Origin of the sequence: Soonwooa sp. (assembly GCF_032062245.1) — a bacterium.
In the GTDB taxonomy this organism is placed as follows: Bacteria; Bacteroidota; Bacteroidia; order Flavobacteriales; family Weeksellaceae; genus Soonwooa.
In genome coordinates this window covers 47136-69452 of the sequence record NZ_DAMBQF010000010.1, presented here as the reverse complement: position 1 = coordinate 69452, position 22317 = coordinate 47136, and the positions used below count along the sequence as shown (strand labels likewise).

28 protein-coding genes and 1 pseudogene are annotated in these 22317 nt (G+C 34.3%); 21 read left to right on the top strand and 8 right to left on the bottom strand.

The features are described from left to right. Nucleotides 1-3: 3 nt before the first annotated feature. Nucleotides 4-1014, bottom strand: coding sequence for a hypothetical protein (locus tag RT037_RS07420; RefSeq protein WP_312321978.1), 1011 nt, complete (start codon nucleotides 1012-1014; stop codon nucleotides 4-6). Between the two features lie 253 nt (nucleotides 1015-1267). Here RT037_RS07420 and ileS point away from each other — a divergent pair, with 253 nt between their 5' ends. From ileS to trpS, 14 genes and pseudogenes are all read left to right on the top strand, one after another. Continuing rightward, nucleotides 1268-4744 (top strand): isoleucine--tRNA ligase, encoded by a 3477-nt coding sequence (gene ileS, locus RT037_RS07415; protein ID WP_313029522.1) that lies wholly within the window; start codon nucleotides 1268-1270, stop codon nucleotides 4742-4744. 98 nt (nucleotides 4745-4842) lie between these two features. Continuing rightward, the gene (locus tag RT037_RS07410) at nucleotides 4843-5223 is read left to right on the top strand and encodes a TraR/DksA C4-type zinc finger protein (RefSeq protein WP_312321976.1); all 381 of its coding nucleotides are present in this window, start codon (nucleotides 4843-4845) and stop codon (nucleotides 5221-5223) included. A gap of 97 nt (nucleotides 5224-5320) precedes the next feature. Beyond that, entirely contained in the window at nucleotides 5321-5563 is a 243-nt protein-coding gene (locus RT037_RS07405; RefSeq protein ID WP_313029518.1) for a DUF6576 domain-containing protein, read from the top strand. A 10-nt stretch (nucleotides 5564-5573) separates the two neighbouring features. Continuing rightward, nucleotides 5574-5765: a DUF2683 family protein gene (locus RT037_RS07400; RefSeq protein ID WP_312321974.1), complete on the top strand. Its 192-nt coding sequence runs from the start codon at nucleotides 5574-5576 to the stop codon at nucleotides 5763-5765. Beyond that, entirely contained in the window at nucleotides 5765-6409 is a 645-nt protein-coding gene (locus RT037_RS07395) for a lipoprotein signal peptidase (protein ID WP_312321972.1), read from the top strand. The genes RT037_RS07400 and RT037_RS07395 overlap by 1 nt, the downstream gene beginning before the upstream one ends. Before the next feature lie 69 nt (nucleotides 6410-6478). Then, on the top strand, nucleotides 6479-7120 hold the full coding sequence (locus RT037_RS07390; protein WP_312321970.1) for an ElyC/SanA/YdcF family protein: 642 nt from the start codon (nucleotides 6479-6481) through the stop codon (nucleotides 7118-7120). Nucleotides 7121-7314: 194 nt separating this feature from the next. Further along, the gene (locus RT037_RS07385) at nucleotides 7315-7575 is read left to right on the top strand and encodes a hypothetical protein (protein ID WP_312321968.1); all 261 of its coding nucleotides are present in this window, start codon (nucleotides 7315-7317) and stop codon (nucleotides 7573-7575) included. A gap of 2 nt (nucleotides 7576-7577) precedes the next feature. Then, the gene (locus RT037_RS07380; protein WP_312321966.1) at nucleotides 7578-7823 is read left to right on the top strand and encodes a hypothetical protein; all 246 of its coding nucleotides are present in this window, start codon (nucleotides 7578-7580) and stop codon (nucleotides 7821-7823) included. A gap of 6 nt (nucleotides 7824-7829) precedes the next feature. Next, nucleotides 7830-8582, top strand: a complete 753-nt coding sequence (locus tag RT037_RS07375; RefSeq protein WP_312321964.1) for a DUF3667 domain-containing protein — start codon at nucleotides 7830-7832, stop codon at nucleotides 8580-8582. 116 nt (nucleotides 8583-8698) lie between these two features. Next, entirely contained in the window at nucleotides 8699-9127 is a 429-nt protein-coding gene (locus tag RT037_RS07370) for a hypothetical protein (RefSeq protein ID WP_312321962.1), read from the top strand. Nucleotides 9128-9133: 6 nt separating this feature from the next. Further along, nucleotides 9134-9312: pseudogene (locus tag RT037_RS13860) on the top strand (histidine kinase). A 95-nt stretch (nucleotides 9313-9407) separates the two neighbouring features. Next, nucleotides 9408-9641, top strand: coding sequence for a hypothetical protein (locus RT037_RS07365; protein WP_312321961.1), 234 nt, complete (start codon nucleotides 9408-9410; stop codon nucleotides 9639-9641). 89 nt (nucleotides 9642-9730) lie between these two features. After that, nucleotides 9731-10480, top strand: coding sequence for a tetratricopeptide repeat protein (locus tag RT037_RS07360; RefSeq protein WP_312321960.1), 750 nt, complete (start codon nucleotides 9731-9733; stop codon nucleotides 10478-10480). 358 nt (nucleotides 10481-10838) lie between these two features. Further along, nucleotides 10839-11807, top strand: coding sequence for a tryptophan--tRNA ligase (trpS, locus tag RT037_RS07355; protein WP_313029508.1), 969 nt, complete (start codon nucleotides 10839-10841; stop codon nucleotides 11805-11807). Nucleotides 11808-12082: 275 nt separating this feature from the next. Here the strand turns inward: trpS and RT037_RS07350 are convergent, their stop codons facing one another. Then, nucleotides 12083-12379 (bottom strand): GNAT family N-acetyltransferase, encoded by a 297-nt coding sequence (locus RT037_RS07350; RefSeq protein ID WP_312324312.1) that lies wholly within the window; start codon nucleotides 12377-12379, stop codon nucleotides 12083-12085. Nucleotides 12380-12570: 191 nt separating this feature from the next. Continuing rightward, nucleotides 12571-13782: a type IX secretion system plug protein domain-containing protein gene (locus tag RT037_RS07345; RefSeq protein WP_312324314.1), complete on the bottom strand. Its 1212-nt coding sequence runs from the start codon at nucleotides 13780-13782 to the stop codon at nucleotides 12571-12573. Nucleotides 13783-13841: 59 nt separating this feature from the next. Here RT037_RS07345 and RT037_RS07340 point away from each other — a divergent pair, with 59 nt between their 5' ends. Next, nucleotides 13842-14477: an MBL fold metallo-hydrolase gene (locus RT037_RS07340; RefSeq protein ID WP_313029503.1), complete on the top strand. Its 636-nt coding sequence runs from the start codon at nucleotides 13842-13844 to the stop codon at nucleotides 14475-14477. A gap of 146 nt (nucleotides 14478-14623) precedes the next feature. Here RT037_RS07340 and RT037_RS07335 read toward each other — a convergent pair whose 3' ends face one another. Both RT037_RS07335 and miaA read right to left on the bottom strand, forming a co-directional pair. Further along, nucleotides 14624-15184 carry a thioredoxin family protein gene (locus RT037_RS07335; RefSeq protein WP_313029500.1) on the bottom strand — a complete coding sequence of 187 codons (561 nt, stop codon included), beginning with the start codon at nucleotides 15182-15184 and terminating at the stop codon, nucleotides 14624-14626. Nucleotides 15185-15186: 2 nt separating this feature from the next. After that, on the bottom strand, nucleotides 15187-16089 hold the full coding sequence (gene miaA / locus RT037_RS07330) for a tRNA (adenosine(37)-N6)-dimethylallyltransferase MiaA (RefSeq protein ID WP_313029531.1): 903 nt from the start codon (nucleotides 16087-16089) through the stop codon (nucleotides 15187-15189). A 66-nt stretch (nucleotides 16090-16155) separates the two neighbouring features. On the opposite strand from miaA, the gene RT037_RS07325 reads away from it, so the two are divergent. After that, nucleotides 16156-17310 (top strand): methionine aminotransferase, encoded by a 1155-nt coding sequence (locus RT037_RS07325; protein ID WP_313029496.1) that lies wholly within the window; start codon nucleotides 16156-16158, stop codon nucleotides 17308-17310. Then, nucleotides 17307-17870, top strand: coding sequence for a DUF2911 domain-containing protein (locus tag RT037_RS07320; protein ID WP_313029494.1), 564 nt, complete (start codon nucleotides 17307-17309; stop codon nucleotides 17868-17870). The genes RT037_RS07325 and RT037_RS07320 overlap by 4 nt, the downstream gene beginning before the upstream one ends. A gap of 1160 nt (nucleotides 17871-19030) precedes the next feature. Here RT037_RS07320 and RT037_RS07315 read toward each other — a convergent pair. The 3 genes from RT037_RS07315 to RT037_RS07305 form a co-directional block, all read right to left on the bottom strand. Then, a complete protein-coding gene (locus tag RT037_RS07315; RefSeq protein ID WP_313029491.1) occupies nucleotides 19031-19609 on the bottom strand; it encodes an SHOCT domain-containing protein in 579 nt (192 codons plus the stop codon). Nucleotides 19610-19826: 217 nt separating this feature from the next. Next, entirely contained in the window at nucleotides 19827-19991 is a 165-nt protein-coding gene (locus RT037_RS07310; RefSeq protein ID WP_313029489.1) for a hypothetical protein, read from the bottom strand. Continuing rightward, entirely contained in the window at nucleotides 19991-20287 is a 297-nt protein-coding gene (locus RT037_RS07305; protein WP_313029486.1) for a helix-turn-helix transcriptional regulator, read from the bottom strand. Before RT037_RS07305 ends, RT037_RS07310 begins: the two co-directional genes overlap by 1 nt. A gap of 187 nt (nucleotides 20288-20474) precedes the next feature. Between RT037_RS07305 and RT037_RS07300 the strand changes: the two genes are divergently transcribed. The 4 genes from RT037_RS07300 to RT037_RS07285 all read left to right on the top strand — a co-directional run bounded on the left by RT037_RS07300 (nucleotide 20475) and on the right by RT037_RS07285 (nucleotide 22317). After that, entirely contained in the window at nucleotides 20475-20642 is a 168-nt protein-coding gene (locus tag RT037_RS07300; protein WP_313029484.1) for a hypothetical protein, read from the top strand. 19 nt (nucleotides 20643-20661) lie between these two features. Continuing rightward, a complete protein-coding gene (locus tag RT037_RS07295; protein WP_313029481.1) occupies nucleotides 20662-20994 on the top strand; it encodes an SH3 beta-barrel fold-containing protein in 333 nt (110 codons plus the stop codon). Between the two features lie 30 nt (nucleotides 20995-21024). Then, nucleotides 21025-21447, top strand: a complete 423-nt coding sequence (locus RT037_RS07290; protein WP_313029477.1) for a hypothetical protein — start codon at nucleotides 21025-21027, stop codon at nucleotides 21445-21447. Between the two features lie 252 nt (nucleotides 21448-21699). Continuing rightward, nucleotides 21700-22317: a hypothetical protein gene (locus tag RT037_RS07285; protein WP_313029473.1), complete on the top strand. Its 618-nt coding sequence runs from the start codon at nucleotides 21700-21702 to the stop codon at nucleotides 22315-22317.

Sequence of the window (22317 nt, the reverse complement as noted above, 5' to 3'; positions counted from 1 at the left end):
ATTCTATAAAGCTTCTTTTAATTCACTCTTGGAGGTCCTAGCAAAAATTATTGCAATAATCATTATCGGCAAAAACAGTCTAGTTTCCCAAAATAATCCCACCAATACAACCATGGCAAAATAAGGCATTGAGAAAATTAAAAAGTTAAGAAAGATACTTTTGCGCTCTTTTATATCAATAAATTTATTCAGAAGCCATATACCGACTATCCCATATAACAATCCTAAAAGATTAAAAGGACTCGTGAAATTTTGTTTTAAATAAACACCTTCAAAAAATGTCGTTTCTTGTTTAATAATCATTGTTCTCAGTAAAACATACGGAATAATAAACGCCAAAACCAAAATCAATACATTGACGACAACGTTTTTATTCAAAGTTTTTAAATTCTTAAAATCTACAAGTAAAGCAGCAAAAAAAGAAATATTGAGACAAGCCGTTTCTCTCACAAATGTCGACACAAAAATCACAATAGCCGTCAAAATAACATACAGAAAATTCTTACTTTTTTTAAACTTCAAACTAAAAAAAACACCTAAAAGAAAAAACGCTAACGCAATAGAATCACCATTAGTAGGCACATATTGCGTCATACAGGTCACGAAAACAGCAACAATAAAAAGTAACAAATTCTTCTGACTTTTAAAACCCGAACCTTCACATACAACATTGATAATTCGTTCGAGAATAATAAAATAAATTGTAAAAAACAATGCATTGGTCAAAAAAATACTATGATAATAAATGCTTCCATTTTTTATTAAAACAGGTTTAATTATCACTAAATAATTTTCCACGACAAAGTGAAGAAAATTATTCATCTCAACACTAACATAATTTGGAATAAGTCGATAAGCATACACCGACGAAAATATAAAATCAGGTGGTTGCTCGAGATGTTTTATTTTAACATAAGACGATTCGAAACCGTAATATGCCATAAACAACAACAAAAAAGGAAAAACTATTACAATCAAGAAATAACTTAAGCTTCCCTTCAGTAGATTTGACATGGATATTCATTATTTTTTCTCTTTACAATAAAACGCAAAGATTCTCATTTGTTCATTTTTATAATTGCAAAAATATAAGATTTTAAGATACAATCTTTTGTAACATCATTCCTTTTTTAATCTTTCTTAAAATATTTGATATTAAATTCATGTTTCAACACCATATTTCTCACCATAGAGAACATTATTTTTTGCTATATTTTCACTAAATTCGCAAACTTAATTATTTAGTATAAAAGAACTTGAGACTGAAATGAGTCAATTTAAAGAATATAAAAACCTAAACCTTAGCCAAGTTGCAGAAAATGTTGCTGCTAACTGGAAGGAAAACGACACTTTCAAAAAATCTGTGGAGATCCGAGAAGGGCATCCAGAATTCGTGTTTTACGAAGGACCGCCATCTGCAAACGGACTTCCGGGCATTCACCACGTTATGGCGAGAGCGATTAAGGATATTTTTTGTCGTTTCCAAACGCAAAACGGAAAGCAAGTTTTCCGTAAAGCGGGTTGGGATACGCACGGACTTCCCGTGGAATTGGGCGTTGAGAAAGAATTAGGCATCACCAAAGAAGATATCGGAAAGAAAATTTCCATCGAAGAATACAACCAAGCTTGTAAAAATGCGGTAATGCGTTACACCGACATTTGGAACGACCTTACCGAAAAAATTGGTTATTGGGTAGATTTGGAAGACCCGTACATCACTTACGAACCAAAATACATGGAGTCGGTTTGGTGGTTATTGAAGCAATTGTACGATAAAAATTTGTTGTACAAAGGTTATACTATTCAGCCGTATTCGCCGAAAGCTGGAACTGGACTTTCTTCACATGAATTGAATCAACCAGGAACCTATCGCGATGTTTCGGATACGACGGTTGTAGCCCAATTTAAAGTTAAAAAACTTTCTGAAAAAGTTGCTTCAAAAATCAAAGGTCTTTCTTCAATTGAAGCTTGCGATATTGCAGAAAACACTTGTGGTGGCGCTTTGCATTGGGCAGAATTTGACAATGAAAAAGAGCAGCCAATTCACATTTTGGCTTGGACGACAACACCTTGGACTTTGCCTTCTAACACGGCGTTAACGGTTGGTCCAAACATCGATTATGTTTTAATTAAAACTTTTAATCAATATACGTTCGAACCGATAAATATTATCTTGGCGAAAGCTTTGGTAGCAAAACAATTCGGGAAGAAATTCGTGGAAGGAACTAACGAGGATTTCGCTAATTACACGGCGGAATCCAAAACAATTCCTTACCAAATTTTAGCAGAATTCAAAGGTTTGGATTTGGTTGGAACAACTTATGAGCAATTGGTTCCATGGTTTTTACCAGCTGAAAATCCAGAAAAAGCATTTGTAGTAATTCCTGGAGATTTCGTGACAACGGAAGACGGAACGGGAGTTGTGCACACGGCGCCAACTTTTGGTGCAGATGATGCGAAAGTTGCTAAAGACGCTGGTGTTCCACCAATGTTGGTGAAAGACGAAAACGACAATTTGGTTCCATTGGTGGATTTGCAAGGTCGTTTCATTAAAGGTGAAAATGTTCCTGAATTATTTTCAGGAAAATATATTAAAAACGAATATTACGACGACGGAAAAGCACCTGAGAAATCTTGGGATTTGGAATTAGCGATTTTGCTAAAGACCGAAAACAAAGCCTTCAAAGTTGAAAAATATGTCCATAGTTATCCGCATTGTTGGAGAACCGACAAACCGGTTTTGTATTATCCGTTGGATTCTTGGTTCGTGAAAATGTCTTCCGTTAAAAATCGGTTGGTTGAACTGAACGAAACCATCAATTGGAAGCCTAAATCTACTGGTGAAGGACGTTTTGCGAATTGGTTAGAAAATGTAAACGACTGGAATCTTTCCCGTTCAAGATATTGGGGAATTCCGTTGCCGATTTGGAGAACGGAAGATTTAAAAGAAGAAATCATCATAGGTTCAGTTGAAGAATTGTATAATGAAATCGAAAAATCAATTGCTGCAGGTTTGATGACGGAGAATCCTTTCAAAGGTTTTGAAATCGGAAATATGGCGAAAGAAAACTACGAAATCATCGACCTTCACAAAAATGTGGTGGAAAAAATCGTTTTGGTTTCAGCATCAGGAAAAGCAATGAAGCGTGAAAGTGACCTAATCGACGTTTGGTTCGATTCGGGAGCAATGCCTTATGCACAATTGCATTATCCGTTCGAGAACAAAGCAATGATTGACGACAAAAAAGCTTATCCAGCAGATTTTATCGCGGAAGGTGTTGATCAAACTCGTGGTTGGTTCTACACGTTGCATGCGATTGCGACGACGGTTTTCGATTCTGTGGCGTATAAAAATGTGGTTTCTAACGGTTTGGTTTTAGACAAAAACGGACAAAAAATGTCTAAACGTCTAGGAAATGCCGTTGATCCTTTCGAAACGCTTTCTGTTTACGGTCCCGATGCGACGCGTTGGTACATGATTTCGAATGCGAATCCTTGGGAAAACCTGAAATTCGACATTGAAGGAATTGATGAAGTTCGTAGAAAATTCTTCGGAACGCTTTACAACACGTATTCTTTCTTTGCTTTATATGCAAATGTTGATGGATTTAATTATTCTGAAAAAGATGTTGAAAACAGACCAGAAATCGACCGTTGGATTTTATCAGAATTAAATCTTTTAATTAAAGATGTAAAAGCATTCTACGAAGATTACGAACCAACAAAAGTGGCAAGAGCTATCAATACTTTTGTGAATGATAATTTATCGAACTGGTATGTAAGATTATGTAGAAGACGTTTCTGGAAAGGCGATTACAGCGATGATAAAATTTCAGCTTACCAAACTTTATACACTTGTTTGGATACGATTGCAAAACTTTCGGCTCCAATTGCGCCGTTCTTTATGGATCAATTGTACCAAGATTTGAATGCGGTAACAGAAAAAACAAATGGCGAATCTGTGCATTTAACGGACTTCCCCGTTGCTGGTGAAAGTTTAATAGATACCGATTTGGTTGAAAAAACGCATTTAGCGCAACAAATCACATCGATGGTATTTTCTTTAAGAAAGAAAGAAAACCAAAAAGTTCGTCAACCACTTCAAAAAGTGATGATTCCAGTTTTGGATGCAAAAACAGAAGCTCAAATTAATGCTGTTGCTGAATTAATTAAGCAAGAAGTGAACGTAAAAGAACTTCAATTAATTAATGCAGAGGAAGCATCTCATTTAATTGTAAAACAAATCAAACCGAACTTTAAAACCTTAGGTTCGAAGTTAGGAAAAGATATGAAAGCGGTTGCAGGAGAAATTTCTGCTTTCACAAGTGAGCAAATTGCAGATCTTGAAAAAACAGGAAAAGCTACAGTTTCTGGACACGAAATCACGATTGATGATGTTGAAATTTTCACATCAGATATCCCAGGTTGGACGGTAGCAAGTGAAGGAAAAATCACTGTGGCATTAGATTTGACGTTAACGGACGAGTTGAAATCGGAAGGAATTGCTAGAGAATTCATCAATCGCGTTCAAAACCTTAGAAAAGACAAAGATTTTGAGCTAACGGATAGAATTAACATTTCTATAGAAAACGATAATCCTTTCTTAGCTGACATCGAAAGAAATAAAGCTTATATTTCTGAAGAAGTTTTAGCAAATAATATTGTTACAGAAGCGATTTCTGAAAACTTCAACGAAATTGAGATAGATGAAGTGAAATTTAAAATAAAGGTAGAAAAAGTTTAAAAATTGTTAATATTGCTTGTTTTTTTGTAATAGTTTTATAAATATTTTTTACTATCTTTAATTAATATAAAAAAACCAAATTATTTAAAGTTATGAACATGGCAGAAGAGAAATTACGATATAGTGACGCCGACTTACAAGAGTTTAAACAACTGATTCAAGATAAAATAGATAAAGCTGAAAAAGATTTAAGTCTTATTAAAGAAAGTTTTATTAACGATCAAAATAACGGAACGGACGATACGTCGCCGACTTTCAAAGCTTTTGAGGAGGGTGCTGAGACGCTAAGCAAAGAGCAAAATGCGTTGTTGGCAGGAAGACAAGAGAAGTTTATCCGTGATCTGAAAAATGCGTTAATCAGAATACAAAACAAAACCTACGGGATTTGTCGTGTGACAGGAAAGTTAATCTCAAAAGAAAGACTAAAAGCTGTACCACACGCAACTTTGAGTATTGAAGCTAAAAATATGCAACGTTAATTCAAAAACATTTGAGATTGTATAAACGATTATTTTCTTTAATTAAGTAATAATACAGGTTTACAAGAAATTGTAAACCTTTTTTGGTTATAAAGTCATGACATTAGTTATCATCTTTCTTATTATTATCCTTATTTTTGCGTTTGATTTTAAAGATAAGTTTAGCGCTTCAATTTCTAAACCAGAAGAAAAGTACATGAGCATCGACGACCGTTTTAATAATGATAAACGTGAACGCGAAAAAGAAATTGACCAACTGCTAAGCAAAATTGGCGAAAACGGAATAGACGATTTAAGTCCTAGAGAACGAAAAAGACTAGACGAATTATCAAAAAAATAAATCCTAAATAATGGAATCTATAATAGTACACACAAAAAATGCTATGGAGTTAGCGGCTCTTAAAAGTGTTTTGAAAGACATGAATATCGAGTTTGAAAAATTTCATACAAGAAATCATTTTCACAATCAAAAAACTGTGAAGAAAATCAACGAAAAAAAAGAGCAAAAAATCAATAGACCTAACAAGCCAAAAGGACAATAATGAAGAAGATTGCATTAATCACTTTATTAATTTTAATTATCGACCAAGCTTCAAAAATCTACATCAAAACGCATTTCCATCTTGGCGAAAGTGTGGAAGTCTTTGGACTTAGCTGGTTCCGATTGACTTTTGTAGAGAATCCGGGCATGGCTTATGGTCTTCATTTCGGAGGACTTTGGGGAAAATATACTTTGATCTTGTTAAGACTTTTCTTAGCTGGCGGAATGATTTTCCTTTTCAGAAAATGGTTAAAAGAAGGTGCGTCCAATTACCTCATCATTCCGATGGCAATGATTTTTGCAGGTGCAATTGGTAACGTTATCGATGGGATGTTTTATGGGATGATTTTCGATTCTGGAACGATGTATGAAGAAAGTATTGGCCGTTGGATAGACTATGACAGCGTATCAAAACTAACGCCTTTCGGTGATGGTTATTCGTACTTTATGCGTGGTTGCGTGGTTGACATGCTACATTTCCCATTGGTGGATACGACCTGGCCAGATTGGGTCCCTATATTTGGCGGTAAACAGATTGAGTTTTTCAAATATATCTTTAATGTAGCAGATTCTGCGATTACAGTTGGCGCTTTGTTCCTTTATATATTTAGAAAGAAAGCTTTCCCAAATGGTTTAGATTTTTAAATTAAAATTTTTGAAAAGCAATAAATAAATCTTATTTTTAAAATTCGATTAAATGATACGAGTTTTAAAATGAAAATTTTCAAGAAAATATTAAATACAGGACTGATACTCATCGTAGTATCGGCCCTTTTTGTTTGGTGGTCCAACACAACGATAGAAAGCGATACCGAAGCTTTTAACTCATTTAATATTAATGATATTCCGAAGGAGAAAGTTGGTATCGTGCTTGGCACTGGGAAAACGCTAGCGAATGGTCAACCAAATCTTTATTTTAATTATAGGATCGACGCTGCTGCAGAATTACACAAGGCAGGAAAAGTCCAATATTTCATCGTAAGTGGTGACAATTCTAAAAAAAACTACAACGAACCTGAAGACATGAAGTTTGCTTTAATGGAAAAAGGCGTTCCCGAAAATCATATTTTTGAAGATTTTGCGGGTTTCCGAACTTTGGATTCTGTAGTTAGAGCAAAAGAAATTTTTGGTCAAAAAGAACTCGTTATCATTTCGCAAAAATTCCATAATCAACGTGCGGTTTTTCTAGCGCAACAAAACGGAATGACGGCTTATGGCTACAACGCAAAAGATGTCAACAAAGCGATGGGCTTCAAAACCAATCTTAGAGAAAAATTTGCGAGAGCCAAAGTCTATTGGGATATGTTCTTTGGTGTAGAGCCGAAATTCGGAGGAGAAAAGATTCAGATTCCGTAATTTACCATTCGACATTTCAAAATTACCGTTCATCATTTATAACCATAATTGCTGATCCTGAGATATTATATTTGTTTCAGAAAAACCTCAAAAAACAAAATATCATGGTCACACTAATCATCGAAATCGCTGTTAAAATCATTGATTTTATCACACAATTTTTCGCTTAATATTTTTTAAACCAAAACAAAAAAATGAATAAAAAACCAAACTACTCAGAGATGCCAACTGAGGAATTGCAGATATTGCGTAACAAACAAAAGAAGATCTGGACTGCTTTTGCTAGCATTTGGATCATCATACTTTTGGTGTATTTAGGAATTAACATCTACAAAGGTTTTGAAAAATTTAATTTCCCAGCGTCGATTCCTATTTTTATTCTCCCAATTACGTTGTTGCCGATCTACACGACCTTTGCGACAATGGATAAAGAATTAAAAAGTAGAAAAAAATAAATATGTCCGACATCGATTATACAACCCTTAGCGACGAAGAATTGTTAAAAGCTAAGAAAACTTTGAAGTCTACGAAAATCCTTAATTCGGTTTTAATTGGCTTTACGGCGGGAATTGCGGGAGTTGCTTTTTGGGCGAAAGGCTTTGGATTTGCTTTTATCTTTCCTGTGTTTTTAGGCTACTTACTTTATAAAGCTTCGAAAAAAACTGAAATCCTAGAAGCAGAACTAAAAAAAAGAAATCTCTAAAAAAACATGTCCGACAACATTTGTAAAAATTGCGACCTTGTCATCGAGCAAAATTTCTGTGCCAACTGCGGTCAGAAAAAGTATAAACGCATCGATAGAAAATATCTGATCGACGAAGTGCAATATGTCGCAATCCATACCAACAAAGGTTTTTTCTATTCTATTAAAAACATTCTAAAAAACCCTGGCAAAACGGCGCGCGACTTTGTTGATGGCAACCGTGTTAATCATTATAAGCCAATTGGACTCGCTTTTATACTGAGTGGATTTTCGACTTTTATTTCTTTTAAATTTTTGAATTTTAAAGAAATGTTAGCGAAGTCTTATACGCAAATGGGTATCCCAGAACATACTGCGAATCCGATTTTGACTTGGATAACGTCTTACATGTCGCTGTTTTCGTTAGCCTTATTACCGATTTTTGCGATTTTCACTTATATCGTTTTTAAAAAATGGGGAAATAATTTTTTCGAACATATTGTAATGAACGCATTTTTCCAATGTTATTACACGCTCATTACGATTTTGCTCATCTATCCACTACTCTATTTTTCTAAAGATAATATCAGTTTATTTTTAAATATAACTTTAGTTTCGACTCTAATTGTACCACTGTTATTGATGTGGTTTTACAAAGGTTTTTATCCAGAAAAGTCGTGGTTAGGTATTGTCGGGAAGGTGATTTTATTCTTTGTTTTATTTATTTTAAGCTATTTTATCTTTGCTCTTTGTCTTGGTATTATAAGTCGCCTTTTCTAAAATAATTAGATATGAAAATGCTTACCAATTGGAAAATCCAACTTTTCACTTTTATATTTATTTTTTGCGTGTGCTTTTTTTCGCTTTCGGTTGATAAAGTCGTTACAGCCGCAAATATGAATAACAATAATCTTACAATCTACTTTCTACTAGAATGGCTTCCTTGTGCTTTGTTACTCAATGTCGTTTGTTTTCCTTTGATGATTGTTTTAGAAAAAACAGAAAAGTACGGACTATTAAAACCCAAAAGCATTGCTTTAGTTATTGTAAGCGCGATGATTCTGCATATTTTGTTTCAAATTGTATTATGGCCAATTCTAGATTATTCTGTAGATTTTACAAATATTAGATCGATACAATCTAAAAGAAACCAATTAGCATTAACAGAAAAACAATTGGTTAATTATTCGTTTTTTCTTTTCATATCATTCAACAGGCTTGCTTTTATATATGCTTTTAAAATTTATAAAAACAATCAGAAAGAACTGAAGCATAAACTCACCATCGAAAAAAACTTAAAAGAAGCCAACCTCAACACACTATAAGGGCAGATTAATCCACATTTTATTTTTAATAGTCTTAATAACATACGAGGTCTTGTACAAGAAGATCAAAAAAAACGGAGGAAATGATTACGCGACTTTCCGAGTTATTGCGATCGTCACTTCTATCAGGGAAAAGTAATTTTGTGCCGTTAGAACAAGAAGTTGAATCGGTAGAATTTTTTTAGAAATTTCTAAAATCCAATATGAAGAGCGTCTTAGCTACGACATCGATATTCCAAAAGAGCATTATCGTTATTATGTCCCACAAATGATTTTGCAAATGTTGGTCGAAAAAGCTGTTAAACATGGGATTTCTATTTTAAAAGATGGTGGTTCCATTTTGGTTAAATCTTATGAAGACGCAAACACTTTTAATCTTTTAGTTAAAAATTCTGGTCAACTAGACACGTCCGAAAAAGAAACGCAAATCAGAATTAAAAATATTGAAGAACGTCTAAAACTATTGTACGACAACCAAGCCGCATTTAGACTAAAAGAAGTAGAAGTTGGTTAATTGCAATTTGTTGCTGCTTTATTTTAGCTCCAAAACAGATCTTTGCACAAGATTTAGAAGCTGATAAATTAAAATTTAAGGAGGCGAGAATGTTGCTTTATGATGAACCAGAAAAAGCAATTAGCATCTCCAAAAGTCTTTTAAAAGCAGAAAAAACACCCGATCAAATTGCGAATATCTATATGTTGATTTCGAATGCTTATGTTGCCAAACGCGACATAGACAGCTCGTTATACTACATCATGCGGACCTCCGACTTATTGACGACCAACGTTAAAACGGTTACCAAAATCAGGATTCTTAACACAATTGGTGTACAATATCAACAAATGGATTTGTTCGATAAAGCCTTAGAAAATCTTGAAAAATCAGAAGCACTTTGCCGTACGTTGCCTGCGAAAGACTATGACCGAAATTTTAATCTAAACTTTATAGACGCCGTTCGCGGGATGATCTATCGTAGTCAATCTAACCCAGAAATGGCGATTAACAAATTTGTCCCTGCCATTAGTTTTTTTAAAAGTTTAGCAACAGAACCAAAAAACGATGCCAATATTAGCGTCTTTTCTTACAATCTTGGATATTGTTTTCTGGAACTAAAAAATTACAATCAAGCCAAAAACTATTTTGATGAAGCCATTTTCTATGGTAAAAGATCAGGAACAAAAAGTCTTGAAGCCTTTGCGTATAAAGGGATGGCGGACAATTACCACACACAACATGATTACAAAAAGTCCTTAGAGATCCTAGCAGCAGCGGAGATTCTTGCTAAAGATGTTTCGGATTTAAGTCTAAAAGAAGGCATCTACGAAATAACGCGCGACAATTATTGGCGTTAAATGATTGGACTAAATATCAATCTTATAACGAGTTACTTCGTTTGACGAGAAAAAAAAGCAAGACAGCGAACTGAAATCGCTCAACCGTCTTATGAATTTGCAAAACCAAGATTTCCAAAAGAAACTTTCAAAATCCGAAAAACAGTTTTCTATTAATCAAATCATCATTTGGTCAATTGTAATTTTAGCTTTACTTATAATGTTAAAAAGAATTTTTGATTTTAGAAAACGAAACAAAACGCTTACTCAAAAATTAGAAAGTCAACTGACTGACTAATCTTTTATGTAAAGTCAGAAGGTCAAGAAATTGGTCAACAACACAATCTTTTGTATTTTTGCTATTAAATAGAACACTATTATGGCAAGAGTCTTAACCGGCATCCAAGCGACCGGAACCCCACATTTGGGAAATCTTTTAGGAGCGATTATTCCTGCAATCGAATTATCAAAAAAGGCAGAGAACGAATCATTTTTATTCATTGCAAATCTTCATACTTTAACCTTGATAAAAGATGCAGAAGCTCTGAAACAAAACACCTATGAGATTGCTGCAGCTTGGCTTGCTTGCGGACTAGACACCGAAAAGACGCACTTTTACCGTCAAAGCGATATCCCAGAAACTTGTGAATTGACTTGGTATTTGGATTGTTTTTTCCCGTTCCAAAGATTGCAATTAGCGCATTCTTTCAAAGATAAATCGGATCGATTGGCGGATGTTAATGTTGGATTGTTCAACTATCCAATATTGATGGCTGCAGATATTTTGTTGTATGATGCGGAGATTGTTCCGGTAGGAAAAGATCAACTTCAACACCTGGAAATTACAAGAGATGTGGCAGAAAAATTTAATCGTCAAATGGGCGAAGTTTTTGTTTTGCCGTCCGCGAAGTTGCAAGAAGACACTAAATATGTCCCAGGAACAGATGGACGCAAAATGTCTAAATCGATTGGCAACATCATCAACATCTTCGCACCAGAGAAGGAATTGAAAAAACAAGTGATGTCCATCGAAACAGATTCTAAATCTTTGGAAGAACCAAAAGATCCTGAAACGGATAAAATATTCGCAATCTATCAACTGATTGCAACACCAGAACAAACCGAGGAATTAAGAGCAAAATATCTGGCTGGTAACTTCGGATATGGACACGCAAAAACTGAATTGTTAAATCTTATCTTAACACGTTTCGAAAAAGAGAGAGAGACTTTCAATTATTATATGTCGCATCTTGACGAACTAGAATCGAAATTGCAAGAAGGCGCTGCCAAAACACGTCCAATTGCACAACAAACTTTAGAAAAAGCAAGAAAAAGTCTAGGACTATAAAGCTTTATAAAAAAACAAAAAAATCGGCGGAATTTGTTTCGCCGATTTTTTATTTGTGCTGAATCTAAGATCTTAGATTTTATTTTTGTAAAATCTTATTGACGTCAGTTCGGGATAAACCATTTCTATTTATACGAGGCGTCACTTCGAGTAAAAATCTGAAAGATTTTTTATCGAGAAGTTTTAATGATAAGAAAATTAACTTGTTTTCGATACAGTTTTCTGCGAAAACCACTCAAACTGACGTTAATCTTCTTATTCCGAACTCAGGATAATTAATATTTAAGTAAAATATCTTGTACATCATCCATACGAGACATCACTGTTCTTGCGTATGAGCAATGTGGATAGACTTTCCAATTGTTATCTCGAGCAAAATCGATGGCTTCTTTCACGATTAACTTCCCAAGTCCTTGTCCTTCAAATTTTGGATAAATATTGACAAAAGAAATGACATATCGATTATCTTCTGGTATTATCGTGTAGGTTAATCTTCCCACTTCTTCGCTGTCATTGTGCATTGTCATAAATCCGCCGTTGCCAGATTGGTTGTTTTGGTATGTGTAATTCATAATCTTTTTATTTTTAAATGAAATTTCAAATATTATTCCAAATTAGGCAACTGCGGGACGCGATAGGGATAAGAGTGAAAATCCTTTTGTGAGGTGCTGAGCGCAGCGAAATGCACCTCGCAAAAGATAGCAGCGGATAGCCCGACCCGAAAGCTTGGGAAAAAGCGAAGGCTCGGGAATCGCCCAAAACACTATCTAACTGGCGTTCTCAATTCGCCGTAACCTAACAATCCATCGTAGTTGCGGCCAAATGGTGTGTAATATAGTAAGGACTGATAAAGGTTTTCTGTCTGCCAAAAGTTACCGTTTATTTCTCCAAAATTAAGGCTTCCATTCTCGTTTTTGGTTGCGAGCATATAGTTGTAAAAGCCTTGTTTTAGGTAGATTTTTGCAACATACATTTTTTTGGCTTCGTCATAAGTCATCAAGCTATTTTCGTCGGCTTTGTAATCGTTAAATTGTCCAAGAACGTAGATGTTTTTGTTCATTTTTAAACTTTCTAAAGCGAAATGAACCATAGAATAATCGGCTTCTTTGTTGGCGTCACGTTCGATGCCTAGGTCATTTCGACGGAAATAATAAGCGCCATTAACGTCGCCAATAGCTTGGTAAGTCTCGGGAAAAGCCCAAACTGGGAATAGGTAAGTTTGGTTCTGGCCATTTTCTGAGCCTACATTGGCAACCATGTCGTACACCTGATTAAGAATTTTGTTATCGAAATAATAAAATTCGCTATTACCGGGAAATGCTAAGCCAAGTTGTTGAAACAACATTTTGTTACCCAAAGTGGACGTTGGACGTTGGTTAGTAATCATCGCATTCCAGTTGTTATTTTGCATCAACGACATCGAAATCGAATTGATATTATTGGTAACGCTTGTCCCACTACCAACCGCCTGCACTTCTATACGCTGACGTAAGTCTGGCTTTTTGGCATCTTGATATCTCGACATTTGCAAACCTATATTAGCCGCTTCTTCATAAATTGCAAATCTTTTTTTGAAAAGTGGCTTGTCGGCAGAGTCTTTATAAACGATAATCTCGTAGTTACCAGAGATTTTTGGCGTGATTTTTTCGTTCGGGAAAGTCAATTGATAATGTGTGTAAGCCTGAGTTGTGTTAAACGAATATTGAAAATTATCGATCAACGCATTAAGGCTTCCGTCGGCATATTCTGTAAAGAAAAGTCCGTCATCTTGCCAATTTCGGTCATAATGTTTAATGGTATATCGATAAATTTGGCTGCTATTGGTTAAATCATCAAACCTTAAAATAAGTTGTTGATTGAAACTAATAATCGGCGTCTCGTCGTTAGTTTGTGGATTAAACAATTGTACACCAGCAATTTTCTGAGCCTGCAAAAGGCTTGTTACTAAAAGAAAAACAAAACTTAACTTCTTCATATCACGAAGATAAGAAAATTAGATTCGATTTGGTATTTTTGTAATATTAAGAAATACCTATGTTACACATCAAGACTTTTGCATTTAATCCGTTTTCGGAAAATACATACATCATCTACAACGACAAAGAAGCTTTTATCATCGATCCTGGAAATTTCCAAATCCACGAGACGCAACAGATCGAATCGTTCTTGGACGACAACCAACTAAAAGTTAAAAATATTTTGTTAACGCATGCGCACATTGACCATGTTTTGGGGCTTCAGTGGGCTTATGACAAATATGATGTTCCGGTTTTGTTACATCTTAATGATAAAGAATTGCTTGATAGAGCGCCAATGAGCGCGATGCAATTTGGATTTGCTTTTACGCCTTTTGTTGGAAATTTAGAATTTCTGAATGAAGGCGACGTTATTAAACTTGGCGATGAAGAATTTAAAATTTTGTTTGTACCAGGCCATTCACCAGGAAGTATTGCTTTCTATAACGAGAAAGAAGGCTTTGTAATTTCGGGTGATGTTTTATTCTACGGAAGTATTGGTAGAACGGATCTTTATAAAGCGAGTTACGAACAACTTATCGAAAGTATCAAAACAAAGTTATTAGTTCTGAATCCTGACACCAAAGTCTATAGCGGACACGGCGATCCAACAACCATCGGTTTCGAAAAGGATTTTAATCCTTTCTTGAAGTAAGTTTTATTTAAAAATTTTACAAAGCCATTTAAGATTTAGTAAAAATATATTTTGATAAAAATAGTAAAACTGATATTTTTTTAAAACCACAAATGGTTTTCATTCAATAAAAAAACGCTCTCAAAATTTGAGAGCGTTTATATTTTTTAAGCTTTCCACTTGATATTACAACCCAAACTAGGTTTTTGCAATTCTTCTTGTGGTTGCTCTGCCAAAAGGTTTTCGAACGCGATGATAAGATCTTCACCTGTTATTTCCTTTTGATTCCCTGGACGAGAATCGTCCATCTGTCCACGGTATACTAGTTTCAAATCTTTATCAAACAAAAAGAAATCTGGTGTACAAGCGGCTTCATAAGTTTTCGCAACTTCTTGAGATTCGTCGTATAAATATGGAAAATTAACCCTATGTTCTTCTGCAAAATCGACCATTAATTCTGGTCCATCTGCGGGATATGCGATTGCATCGTTAGAACTAATTGCGATAAACTCGATACCTTGCGATTTATAATCGTCATAAAGCTCCGCTAACTTTTCGATCACATGCAAGACAAATGGGCAGTGATTACAAATGAACATCACCAAAGTCGCTTTTTCACCTTTCAGTTCATTAAGCGTTTCAATTTTATTTTCTTTGGAAGGATTAGGTAGTGCAAAATCTGCAGCAACAGTTCCTAAAGCCAACATATTAGAAGGAGTATTAGCCATTTTTATAAAATTTTGTGAAGCAAAGATAAGCTTTCTTCAACAGAATTTTCGTAGTTAACCCAATTAACATCAACTAACTTTTTGTTCCACGTGACTTGACGTTTTGCATAACGACGAGAATTCTTTTTAATTTCTTCAACAGCAAAGTCTAGCGTCCATTCATCATCTATGTACCTAAATAATTCGGTGTAGCCAACAGTTTGCAGAGCAACTTTGTCACGATGACGAAAAAGACCTTTTGCTTCTTCCAATAGACCTTGTAACATCATAATATCCACTCGCCGATTAATCCTGTCATAGATAACTTCTCGTGGCGCATCAATGCCAATCCTTATGCTTTCGAAGTTTCTTTTATTTTTGGGAGCATCAAGATTTTCGGTATATGATTTCCCGGTTTGAAAAATAATGTCTAAAGCGCGGAATAATCTTCGAGGATTTTCTAAATCGACCTTGTTGTAATACTCTGGATCCAAAATTTTCAGAAGATTCTGAAGTGATTCAATTCCTTCATTTTCAAAAATAAATTGCAGCAACTTTTGGTTGTCTTCGTCTGCTTCTGGCAAATCATTCATACCTTCCACAACAGCTTTTTCGTACATACCGCTTCCACCAACCATAACCGCAACATCGTGATTACTGAATAACTCATCCAATTTCTCGAGCGCTTCCTTTTCGAATTGCCCTATCGAATAATAATCGTCAATGCTAAGATTACCGATAAAATGATGTGGAACTTCGGTCAATTCTTCATCAGATGGTACGGCGGTGCCTATTTTCATCTCTTTATAAAACTGTCGCGAGTCGCAAGAAATAATCTCAGTCTTTTGAGACTTTGCAATTTCAATTGCCAATTTAGTTTTTCCGATTCCGGTTGGTCCTACAACAGAGATGAGCCTTTTCAAAATTTTATTTTTTGCGAAAATACGAAATCGAATAATTATTATTAATTTTAATCCACTTTGAAAGAAAATATGACACCAAATATTCAATCCAAATTACCCAATGTCGGCATCACCATTTTTACAGAAATGAGCCAGCTCGCTGCAAAAGAAAATGCTGTTAATCTTTCACAAGGTTTTCCTGATTTTCCGATTGATGCAAAGCTTACTCAATTTTTAGAAGAAGGTTCTGCAATGGGACTCAATCAATATTTACCAATGCCTGGCTACATTAGACTTCGCGAAGCCATTCTTAAAAAAATGTACGACAGTCACAAAGCGACCTACGACATCGAATCCGAAATTACCATTACGGCTGGTGCTACACAAGCCATTTTCACAGCAATTGCAAGCATTGTAAAACCTGGCGACGAAGTTATTATTATAGAACCAGCTTATGATTGTTACGAACCAACGATTCAACTTTTTGGAGGCGTTACAAAACATTTAATTCTTCACAAACCTGATTACGCAATCAATTGGGAAGATTTTAAAAATTTAATTAGCAACAAAACAAAACTCATCATTTTTAATAATCCTGGAAATCCTTCAACTCGAATTTTAAAAGAATCCGATATTGAGCAGTTGATAAAAATTGTTAAAGACACCGATATCTTTCTATTGAGCGACGAGGTTTATGAAAATATTACTTTCGACAATCAAGAACATTTGAGTTTTGCCCGTTATTCTGAACTAAAAGAAAGAAGCTTTATTGTAGCATCTTTCGGAAAACTATTGCACATCACAGGTTGGAAGTTAGGTTATATTTTAGCACCAAAAGAAATGATGTCAGAATACAGAAAAGTCCATCAATACAATGTTTTTTGTGTTAATTCGCCATCGCAATATGCGATTGCAAAATATATGGACGAGGTTTTGGACTATCATGAAATTGCAAAAATGTATCAAGCCAAACGCGATTATTTCCGAAATGCGCTTGCTGGCACGGATTTCAAACTACTCAACTGTGAAGCCACTTACTTCCAAGCGGTCGACTATTCTGCAGTTTCCGAACTTGGTGATAAAGATTTTTGCAAACATTTAACACAAGTTTATAAGGTTGCAGCTATACCTTTCTCGGCGTTTTATCATAATTTTATGGACGAAAAAATAATTCGCTTTTGTTTTGCAAAAAAGCAGGAAACTTTAGATCAAGCAATTGAAAATTTAGTTAAACTTAAAATATGAGAAAATTAATTGGGCTTAGCCTTTTGTGTTTTGGGCTAATGGCAACTGCACAAACTAAAAACGATCCCAAACAACTAAAATTCGCTAACATCGACGTAAGTCCTTTAGACATGGTGTATTATCCGTTGGATGCGGCGACTGGCAAGAATGTAACACCGATTATGAAGGTGACTTACTCGCGTCCGTCAAGCAAAGGAAGAGCAATTTTTGGCAACTTGGTGAAGTACAACGAAGTGTGGCGTTTTGGCGCTAACGAAAACACAGAGCTTAAAGTTTTCAAACCTATCAAAATCGACGGTAAAGAAATCCCTGCTGGCTGTTATAGCATCTACGCGATTCCTGGCGAGACAGAATGGACCGTTATTATCAACAAAACCACAGACGTTTGGGGCGCTTACGCTTACAACACAGCTAACGACCTTGTTCGTGTCAAAGTACCGGCTACCAAGTTGACTTCGCCGATGGAATATTTCTCAATCAGCTTTGTGAAAACCGACGACGGCGCCAATATGGTAGCGGGTTGGGACACAGCGCAAGTTAGCTTACCAATTAGGTTCTAGATATTTTTGGGCGTACCCCAACACCCCGACTGGAAGAAAATTTCGTTTTTTGAAAGAAGATTCTAGCAGTCGGGGCGCTGGGTCGGTCTCCTACGGACTACACTTTAAAAATATAAAATCCTATAAATCAAGCATTTAAGTTTTATCTTAGGTGCTTTTTTGTATTATTTTGTATTAATAAGTAATTGACTTTAAAAATAAGAACTTGCTTTTCGCTAATAAGAGAATACTATTCCAATAGTTAGATTATTTAGATTATTTAGATTATCAGTGTTAACGTGTTGATTATCAACGTTTTAAAAATACAAGCAAAATCTAAAGAATCTAGGTTACTTAAAATTCCTACTCTTCCGCACGTGTATGACCTCCAAAAAATCATTGTATACAGTTTATTTGAGGTTCTTATGTACGTGCGTTGTGATGCCAATAAAATCTTTATATTATTCTCGCACGTGTAGAGATGTCGAAAAAACCTTTGAACAATATTAATTTAGATGGTTCGACGCATTGTCGAGGGTTTTCAATAAGTTTGTGCAAAACCTCAATGGTGATTAGAAAGCACCTTTGGAAGTTGTAACATATTGCAACATATTCGAATGTAACTAATTGATTTTCAGATGTGCGGTTTTTTCTCGTACTTGCTGTATTTTTATAACTAATTGATTTTCAGCAATGTGATTTTTCCTCACTTTGGATGTCCAACATTCAGCGAAAAAGTTCGTCGAGTATCTTGCTCCGCTTTTTGATGAAGCAAGATATTTATTAGTTTACTTGCCATTTTGGGCAAGCAAGTTCTAAGCTGGACGAAAAATCGGCTACCTTATAAAAACGGAATTCCGTTCTTTAATATCGGAAATTCCGACATTTAGGTTTTATATTATCGTTTTTGGAGACATTTAAAAGTGCGATTTTACCACTTTTAGAACTTCGCACTGATATAGCAAAAGCATTAGGATACGAAAATCCAGCAAAAGCAATTGCAACTCATTGTAAATTAAGCGACATAACAAATCGGTATGTCGCCCACCAAAATGGGATTGGAATTGGCTGAAACTTTAGCGGATAAGGAATTTTCTATAATACTCGACATTACGTCAAAGGATAACAATGTTAGATGATAAAAAAGCACCTTATTTCTAAAGTGCTATTTATGTAAGCGTTTATTTCTCAGTCATTATTTTTTCTTTCTCTTTTTGAAATTCATCTTCACTTAGAATTCCTTCATCTTTAAGTTCTTTGATTTTCTTAAGCTTGTCATATTTCGATTCAGCTGGTGCAGCATTCACAATATTAACATCCATTGTTTCTTTGACACAATCCTTGATTTCGCAAGAAGTAGCTGCATCATCAATAAATAGATTGTAATTAGTAATGTTCCCACCACCTACAACAAAGAAAACTTTGGAACCACCTCTTCTATCTTTCTCAACTTTGATTTTTTTGATGATAACATTCATTCCTGAATACTTTCTACCAATACCCGATGAATAAGATCCTTTATCTTTAGAACCACTCATTACTCCCATATCACTACCTCCTATCATTGCTATTGTGTTACCAAAGCCTCCTTGTTGTAAATAGTTAAAATCTCCATTTGGAGCGGAACCCTTTCCTAGAGTAATTGTATCACCGATTTTATAAGTGATTTTATTAACAGCTGTGTAGTTTTCTAATTTATCACGTTGAGCACTCACTAGAACCACACTAACAATACTTAAAACAGTCAAGATTTTTTTCATAATATAATTTATTTGCTCACGAAAATAGAAAAATTAACAATATGATTAGTGAATCTTTAAAAAATCTTAAATACTCATAAAAAAACCTCCCTAAATAATAGGAAGGCTTGTTTTAGTAGCCTGATAGTCAGACTTAGAAAAAAGGCTTATGTGAACTTCAAAGATAGTGAATATAACAGTTTGTACACAACAAAGTCATGATTTTCACATTCAATATTTACTTTCTTTTTAAGTATTCTTTAAAATCTCTTACCCTCTGCTGTTTGCTTTTTTTCTTGTTCTCAACGCCTGCCAGCTTTTGTTTACAAAGTTTAACCGCTAGAGCATCGGGTAGAAGATTTAAAAAATGTTTTGCTGCTGTATAATTAGGATCAATAGCCATTAATCTAATCTTAAACCAGTTACTAAGCTATCTAAATTTATACTTCCTACTTCAACATAGTTGCTTTCATTCTTAATATAGATAGGCACAATGTCGTCTTCTTTGGTCGATTGGAATAGTTCTCTAATATCAACATCTAATGCTTCGGCTATCTTTAATAATGTTTCAGGCTTTGGAAAATTATTCCCTTGCGTAATATTAGATATTGTTGTTGGTGTTACTCCGATTTTATCCGCAAGATCTTTATTCTGCATTCCTTTTTCTGCTAATACTTCTTTTAATCTTAAAATACTCATTGTTTTATTTTTATACAAATATACAAAATCAAAACAATATTTTGACAAAATTAAAAATAATCAAAAATTTATTTGGATTGTATCAAAACTTTATTTAGATTTGTACTCAAGAAATCAAAACACTATTTAGATTATAAAAACAATATCAAACCAAAGAGCCGAAAAGATAGCAAGAAACATTAACGCAATGGACTTACACTATCAATATTGTGATGACATGAAAGCTGTAAGATTTTGGGACAATCTAAAAGATAAGCTAAAAGACATCTTAAATACGCTTTCAGAGAATGACAAAAAGACGATCAGTCTTCTATGTAATAAAGATAACGCTCAATACTTCGGACTTAATTTTTAATCATTAAAACATCAACAATATGAAAACTTCTTTTAAATCAACAGTAATGCAAAGAGCACATTATTTATTCAGAACTCTTAACAAAGCTTGGTCGGTATGCCTAAAAAAGGCTTGGGCACTTTACAAGCTTAACAAAGAAATGAAATCGCACGAAGTATCTTTTTATTTCGAGAAAAGCGATGGTACTGTAAGAAAAGCGGTTGGCAGCTTAACCAATACTTATGAAAAGAAAACAGATAAGACACCTAACCCATTTGTCTTCACGTATTTTGATAGCGAAAAAAACGCTTACAGATGTTTCAAGATTGAAAACTTCTTAATGATAGAGAACCTTGCTAAAATAGCAGCTTAACAATTTAATAACTTTAAAAATTATAATATTATGACACCTACTGCACAAAACAGACTTAACTGTATTATCAAAACATTTGAAAGCAATTACGGCATTGACGTTGTTGATTTAATCGAGGTAATCGACCGTTATATTAACTATTACCATAACACCGAAATGGTAAAAAGAGACCTTCTTTGCGCTTATGATGATTTTGATATTAATTCAACAAGTTGCGGTATTGAGAATGTTCTGCAAACAATTAAAAACCATGTAGATATCGAAGAAAGAACGTCAGCAGCTGTTGAGAATGATATGTTCGACTTGATGATGCTTAAAAAATTTATAACAGAATTAGCGGTTGTATTTGCTTTGAATTTTCCAAGACATGAAGAAACTCAAGAAGAATTTATAAAGTCCAATGGATTTGCCCTCGATAGGTCTTTTAACGAAAATCTCTATAATGAAAATTAGGCTTATCCAAAATTGGACAACCCTATAAAAATAACCCTTACTTTAAATTGAGTAGGGGTTTTTGCTTATCTTAGAAAATTAAAAAATGAAAGTATCGTCTTCAAAAATTTTAGACCAAATACCATAAGAACAGATCTACAAGTATTTGAGTGAAAAAGAAAACGCTACCAAAAAGCAAATTGGCGCAGATGTGCTTGAATTATTTAAAATGAAACAAGAACAAACACAAGAACCAAAACAAAAAAAACTGATATGATAAACAAATTAAAAATTGGTGATTTACTTCAATCAAAATTTGATAAAAGATTTCACAAAGTAACTAAACTAACTAAAACAAAAGTGTTTTACTCTGATAATGAAGATGGTACTGGGGTTGTAAATTCTGTTTCTGAAAGTGTTTTAATCGAATGTTTTGATTTTAAGATACCTAAAGAAGAAGTATTAATTTTCAAAGAAGAAAAGAAGCCTTTGTTTTTAGTAATGCAAAAAGTTTGGTTTGATGAAATTGAATCAGGCAACAAAGACATTGAATATAGAGACGATACAGACTTTTATAGGTCTAGGCTATGCAAAAGAGATAAAAACGGTAAAATGATAGGTTTTAGAAATTACAAGACCATTATTTTACAAGAAGGCTATAACGCAGGTGCAAGACGAATGATAATCGAACTTAAAAAGATTGTTTTAGATGATATTTTCAAAATTCATTTAGGCAAGATTTTAGAAAGACAGAATTTTGATCGAGCCAATGCACCTAAAAGAAAACCATCCGAGAAACCTAGAAAACCTAGACAATCAAAGAAGAAGTCTCTTTCTATCCAAGAAAAGCTTAATAATCGACGTGGAAAAATGTCAAAAAGAAAAATTTAA